Genomic DNA, 6,333 nt, shown 5'->3' with positions numbered 1-6,333 from the left:
AACCTCATGACCCGCCGCCTCGCACACGAGACCACACCCAACTGGCGTGAGAGCTAGACCCAATGAAACAGACATTGAAGAACCAAACGCTCACTGAAGGCTCGCCGGAATACCCGCGCACCGGAATGCCCCTCGCACCGGAGTGCCCGCGCACCCGTCACGGGCAGGACGTGACCGCCCAGCGAGCGACGTGAGCCAGGTGGAGGGGGGGCCGAACACCCCCTGCCTTAGCGGCCCTTGTCGTGGGTGGGTATGGGGTGCGGGCGATGTCCGTCATGGGGCCGGGTCGGCGGTCCCTGTGACGCGCGGCTACGCCTGAGGGGCCACCTGCGATCACTGCCGGGCAGGGGATGGCGGGGGTGCGCGTACTCATGACGAGCCATGGGCCAGCGGCCTTTCCGGTGGGGGACGGAGTGGGGGCGGGGTGAGGGCGGGGTGGGGTGGGGGTGGTGGCGGGGGGGGAGGGGCCCGGGGGGAGGGGCCGCTGATCGGAGTGGTGTTGGGACCAGCGCTTGGGCCGATGCTGGGGCCGGCGCTTCACACGTGCTCCACGCTAGGCGCGGATGAGGCGAATGGCCCGTTTGGTGACCTGAGTGGGTGAGGGCTGTACGGGCTCTGCGGGCTGTGTCTCGCCGGTGGGTGACGTCGTGCAGCTCGCAGTCGGTGAAGCCCGAGCCTCTTCAGTGAGCGCGGCCGCGCCTCTTGAATGGGGGTCCGCGCCTCTTCGGGGGAACGGGGCTGGGCTGAGCTGGGCTGGGCTTTCCGGGAAAGCCAGACTCCCCCGGGCAGCCCTTCCCCAAAGGGCCGCCCTCCGCCCCGCGCCCGGAGCACGGGACCTTCCTTGCCCAGCCCGGAGCATCGCGTTCCCCGAATCCCCAGGGCCCCCGCGCCACGCTCACCCAAGCGCCACACCCCTGAGGACACGCCCCGAAGCACCGGGCCCTGCCCACCGAGCCTCCGAGCACCGCACGCCCGAGGCCCAGGCTCCCCCGCGCCACGCTCCCCAAGCGCCACGCTCCCCAAGCGCCGCGCCTCCAAGGGCTCGCCCCCCACCGCGCCCCCGAACCACCAGGCCCCACGCCCCACTCCCCCAAGCGCCGCTCCCCCAAGCGCCGTGCCCCCGCCACGCCCCCAGCCCGCCGGATCCCCTCCCGCCGGCCCTCCCCCGAGGGCCGTACTCCCCGTACTCCGCGAAAAACCCGCGCTCCCCAGGCCACGCTCGCCGAAGAATTTCGCCAAGGGGCCCCACCCCTTGAACCGACTCCCCCGAAAGCCGCGCCCCCCGCGAGCCCCTTGAAGGGTCTAGACCGCGCCTGACTGCCCCCTTGACGTCAGGACGCGTTGCTCGGAGGTAGCGGGCCGCCGTCCGCTTGACGCGATGAAGCCGTCAGTGGATCGCGGACGGTACGCCCAGGGCCTCGTGCCACCACATGTCGCGGCCCGGTTTCCAGGAGACCGGGCGGGAGCAGCGGTTCACCACCAGGACGGTTCGGTCCAGGGCACCGTCCGCGGCCGCGCTCCGGGCCAGGGCGTGGTCGAGCAGGGGCTTCACCGGACGTACGGCGCCGTCCCAGAACGCTGCGTCGGCCGTGATCAGTACCCGGGCCGAGGACTCGCGGGTCCGCGCGACCAGTTCGGGCACCGTCAGGGAGACCGGCAGCGTGGCACGTATCGCGTCCAGTCGCCCGCAGGCGAGCGTGGCGATCACCGACTCGGGCACCAGCGGCAGATGCACCGCGACGCGGTCACCGGCCCGTACGCCGAGCCGCTTGAGGACGGCGGCGGCGCGCTCGGCCTGGTCGAGGAGCATGCCGTGCGTCAGCTCCTCCTGGCGTCCGGGCTCCCCACTCCAGGTGAGGGCGATCCGCGACGCCTCCGGCTCTTGCACTTCCCGGGCGTCATCTGCATGCTCTGAAGTCACACGGCTCAACATGCGGTTCAGCATGGAGATCACCGATCAACGTTCGCTGAACGTCCGTTGTACGGGGTCGACGCCGCCCCTACCCGCCCCCCAACAGAGCACTGCGTGTCCGGCCTCTTTCGGTCACCGTACCGGCCGTCCCAGCTCACTCTTCGGTTTCCGCGGCCGTGCGCGCAATCCGCTCCCGGGGTCCTGCCCCGTTCCGGTGCACTTCATCCCCCTCTCCCCTTCCATTTCTCGTTTTCCTTCGCAAGCGCGCGAGGTGGACGCGGGAGAGGCGGCCCTGTGCCCGTTCTGCCGAACCACGAACCGCATCCCACCTGGACGCGCAGGCCCGTTGGCGCTGGCGCTGACCGTCGTCGCCCTCGGCGGGTTCTGCGTCCAACTGGAGTCCTTCGCGGATAACGGCCACGGCGAGGGCCAGGCTCGCCCTCACCGGTGCGGTGCGGGGCGGGTGGCGGCACCCGCCCGGCGCTTCTGCTGTCTGCCGTCGTCTGCCTGGCTGCCGCCGCGGCGCTCGTACTCGGGCTTGGGGTCAGCCTCATGCGCAGGCGCGTGCTCGTCGGCGTATGAGGCGGTAATGCGCGGGTGAACTGGCCCACTGGTCTGCGCTCTTACTGCGCGCCCGCACCCACCGCCTCGTAGCCCCCGATGACATCGCAGACTTCGGTGAACCCGTGTGCCTCCAGCAGCGCTGCGGCGATCACCGAGCGGTTGCCGCTGCGGCAGTACAGGACCACCGGGCGGGAGGGGTCCAGTTCGGCGATGTGGTGGGGCAGGCCGGCCAGGGGGAGGTTTCGGGCGCCGGGGAGGGCGCCCGCCTCGTACTCGGCCGGATTGCGGACGTCGATCAGTTGGATGCCGGCCGGTATGGAGTCGGTCGGCAGGGAGTCGGCCGGCTGCGTGTTGCCCAGGCGCGCCTTGCCCAGGCGCGCCTTGCCCGGGCGCGCGTCGCCCGGTCGCATGGCGGCCGGCTCCGTACCATCCGTCCGGGCCGGCTCCGCCCCGTCCGTCCTGGCCCCCTCGGTCTCCGCCGCCCCCGCCAACCGGGGCTCCGCCAAGACCAGTTCCTCATAGCGGATGCGTCGGCTGCTGCTGCTGAGTGCGGGGGTGCGGGCCAGTACGGCGGCGGGGTCGGGGAGGTGGCCGAGGATGTGGTCGTAGCCGATGCGGGCGAGGCGGAGGCGGGCTTCCTGTTCGGTGCCGGGGTCGGCGAGCAGCACGATGGGGGTGCCCGGGGTGACCACGCTGCCGGCGTATTCGGCGAAGCGGGTGTCGAGGCTCGTGTGGAGTGAGCCGGTCAGGTGGGCGCGGGTGTAGGCGGCCAGCGGGCGGCAGTCGAGGAGGACAGCGCCTTGCCGGTCGCGGGCCGCGAGGGCCTCGTCCAGGGTGAGGGCGGGCGGCGGGCCGGGCTCCAGGAGGGGGTGGCCGTCGCGGTTGAGGGCCGCGTCGTGGGCGAAGTAGCCGGGGGTGGCGGGCTGTCCCGCGGTGACCAGGCGGATGAAGTCGTCCACCGGCATGGGCTGGAGGGCGTAGTTGAACCGGCGCTGGTCGCCGATGGTGGAGCTGGTTTCGCTGGAGAGGCTGCGGCCGCAGGCGGAGCCGGCGCCGTGTGCGGGAAAGACCCGGGTCGCGTCCGGGAGGGTGAGCAGTTTGGTGTGCAGGGAGCGGTGCAGACGGGCGGCCATGTCCTGCGGGGTGTGCCCGGCGGCGGAGAGCAGGTCGGGGCGGCCGACGTCGCCGACGAAGAGGGTGTCGCCGGTGAGCACGCCGAACGGCACGTCGTCGTCGGGGTGTTCGCGCAGGACCAGGCAGATGGATTCGAGGGTGTGGCCGGGGGTGGCGAGAACGGTGAGGGTGACGCCCTGGCCGTCGTCCGCGCCGAGCGAGAGGCGCTCGCCGTCCCGTAACCGCCGTATGGGGAAGCCGGTTTCGGCGGCCTCACCGAAGGCGATGGTGGCGCCGGTGGCCCGCGCGAGTTCGAGGTGGCCGGAGAGGAAGTCGGCGTGAATGTGCGTCTCGATGACGAGTTCGATCCGCAGGCCGGCGGCTTCCGCGTCGTGCAGGTAGTCGTCGATGTCGCGGCGCGGGTCGACGAGGACGGCGCGTCCGGTGGTCTTGTCGCCGATCAGATACGACGCCTGGGAGAGGCAGTCGAGGTAGTACTGCGCGAAGTGCACGGTCGGCCTCCAGGGGTGCGGGGCCCGTGCGCGGCGGCCGGGGCCCGTTCGGGCAGGGTGCGTTGTGCGGATGCACGGATGTACGTACATTAGGTAGCCGGAGGGCGGGCGACAAGCCGCGCAGGCGTGGACGCCCCGTCACCCCGTATGGATCCGACAGCAATTGATCGGGCATCAACTAGCAAGTTTTTGAAGCTCGCACTCGGCGTCCAGCGCTCCGGCGGCTCCCTGCAATCCCCGTACACCCGCGGAGGAATCCACCATGACGACCGAGCCGCCGCACGGTGCGCACGGCCCGCGTCCCCTGGACCGGCGCTCGCCGCTGCCCCTGTGGGCGCAGCTCTCCGCCGATCTGCGCCGCCGGATGGAAGCCGGCGCGTTCCGTGCGGAGTTCCCGGCCGAGCACCGGCTCACCGGGGAGTACGAGGTCAGCCGGCACACCGTCCGGGAGTCGCTGCGCAAACTGCGTGCCGAGGGCCTGGTGATCGCCGAACGCGGCCGGGCGAGCCGGCTGGACACCCGTCGCATACAGCAGCCGCTGGGCTCGCTCTACAGCCTCTTCCGTGAGCTGGAGGGCCAGGGGGTGGAGCAGCGCAGCGAGGTGCTGCGGCTGGAGCGGACGGTGGACGGGACGGTCGCGGGGCATCTGGGGCTGGTCCCGGAGGCGCCGCTGGTCGTACTGGAGCGGCTGCGGCTGGCGGACGGCGAGCCGCTCGCGCACGACACCGCGTATCTGCCCGCCGAGGTTGCCGAGCCGTTGCTGGAGGCCGACTTCGGGCACACCTCGCTCTATGGCGAGCTGACGCGGCGCTGCGGGGTGAAGGTCACCGGTGGGCGGGAGCGGATCCAGCCGTTCCTGCCGGACATCCGGCAGGCGTGGCTGCTGGGGCTGGCCGACCGGGAGGCGGCGTTCGCCATCGAGCGGCTCGGGCAGGCCGGGGAGCGGCCGGTGGAGTGGCGGGAGACGGTGGTGCGCGGCGACCGGTTCACGTTCGTCGCGGAGTGGTCCGGTGACAGCCGGGCCGTCGCCCTTGCGCCGCGGGCCTCGTGTCCGTCCTCGTAGCCCTGGCGGCGCTGCCGTGCGGGTTGCTGATCGGTCTGCTGCTGGGCGCGCTCGGCGGCGGTGGTTCGGTGCTGGCGGTGCCGGCGCTGGTCTATCTGCTGGGGCAGTCGCCGCACGAGGCGACCGCGGGGGCGCTGGTCGTCGTCACGGTCGGCGCGGTGACCGGGCTGCTGTGTCACGGCCGGGCCGGGCGGGTCCGGTGGGCGGCCGGTGCGGCGTTCGGGGCCCTGGGGACGGCGGGCAGCTACCTCGGCTCCCGGTGGAGCGCGGCGCTGGACCCCACGGTGTTGATGGCGGCGTTCGCCGGGCTGCTGCTCGTGGTGGCGGCGATGCTGGTGTTACGGGGGCGGGGCGAGCGGCGGGCGGCGGCGGGCAGCCGTCCCTTAGGGGAACCCGGGGAGGGCACGCCGTTACGGGACGCGCCGGAGGCTGTGCCCTTACGGGGGGCGGCGGGGTCGGATTCCATGGGGGAGCCCGGGGAGTTGCCGTCTTTACGGGAGCCGGCGGGGTCGTCGGCCTCTCGGGAGCCGGCGGAGTCGCCGGCCTCGCAGGAGCCCGCGGAGTCGCCGGCCCCCGAGGAGCCCGCGGAGTCGCCGGCCCCGCAGGAGTCAGCGGAACCGGTGTGCCTACCGGCGCCCGCGGAGACGCCGTCACCCCAAGAGCCCGCAGAGACGCTCGCCGCGCCGAAGCCCTCGGAGACCTCTCCCTTACGGGACACCGCGGCCCCGGCCCCCTCCGGCAAGGTGCACGGCTCCGCCCGCACCGCGCCCCCGCGGCCCGTCCGGTTCGCCGTGACCGCCTCCGCCGTCGGGCTGCTCACCGGGGTCTTCGGGGTCGGTGGCGGCTTCGTCGTCGTGCCGGCGCTCACTCTGGTGCTGGGTCTGGAGATGCCGGTCGCGATCGGCACCTCGCTTCTCGTCATCCTCATCAACTCCCTTACGGCGCTGGCCACCCGGGCCGGCACCGGGGCCCTGGACTGGCCGCTGCTGGCCGGCTTCGCGGCCTGTGCGGCGCTCGGCAGCAATCTCGGCAACCGTCTGACCACCCGGCTGCGCCCTCAGGTGCTGGCCACGGCCTTCGCCTGTCTGGTCACCGTCCTCGCCGTCATCATGGCGGCCACCGCCCTGCCCCGTCTCTGGTAGCCCCACGCCCGACACCCCACGCCCCGT

Annotated in this window: 4 protein-coding genes; 2 read left to right on the top strand and 2 right to left on the bottom strand. The window is 73.1% G+C overall.

Annotated features, from left to right (window positions below):
• Nucleotides 1-1,387: 1,387 nt before the first annotated feature.
• On the bottom strand, nucleotides 1,388-1,921 hold the full coding sequence (locus tag ACFWJW_RS25445) for an AMP-binding protein (RefSeq protein WP_387245711.1): 534 nt from the start codon (nucleotides 1,919-1,921) through the stop codon (nucleotides 1,388-1,390).
• Between the two features lie 614 nt (nucleotides 1,922-2,535).
• A complete protein-coding gene (locus ACFWJW_RS25440) occupies nucleotides 2,536-4,101 on the bottom strand; it encodes a rhodanese-like domain-containing protein (RefSeq protein WP_387245709.1) in 1,566 nt (521 codons plus the stop codon).
• Between the two features lie 262 nt (nucleotides 4,102-4,363).
• Between ACFWJW_RS25440 and ACFWJW_RS25435 the strand changes: the two genes are divergently transcribed.
• Both ACFWJW_RS25435 and ACFWJW_RS25430 read left to right on the top strand, forming a co-directional pair.
• The gene (locus tag ACFWJW_RS25435; RefSeq protein ID WP_387245707.1) at nucleotides 4,364-5,164 is read left to right on the top strand and encodes a GntR family transcriptional regulator; all 801 of its coding nucleotides are present in this window, start codon (nucleotides 4,364-4,366) and stop codon (nucleotides 5,162-5,164) included.
• The gene (locus tag ACFWJW_RS25430) at nucleotides 5,149-6,306 is read left to right on the top strand and encodes a TSUP family transporter (RefSeq protein ID WP_387245705.1); all 1,158 of its coding nucleotides are present in this window, start codon (nucleotides 5,149-5,151) and stop codon (nucleotides 6,304-6,306) included. Before ACFWJW_RS25435 ends, ACFWJW_RS25430 begins: the two co-directional genes overlap by 16 nt.
• Nucleotides 6,307-6,333 lie beyond the last annotated feature (27 nt).

This window comes from Streptomyces sp. NPDC127097, from assembly GCF_042724075.1.
Classification (GTDB): Bacteria; Actinomycetota; Actinomycetes; order Streptomycetales; family Streptomycetaceae; genus Streptomyces.
This window is presented reverse-complemented; position numbering and strand designations above follow the sequence as displayed.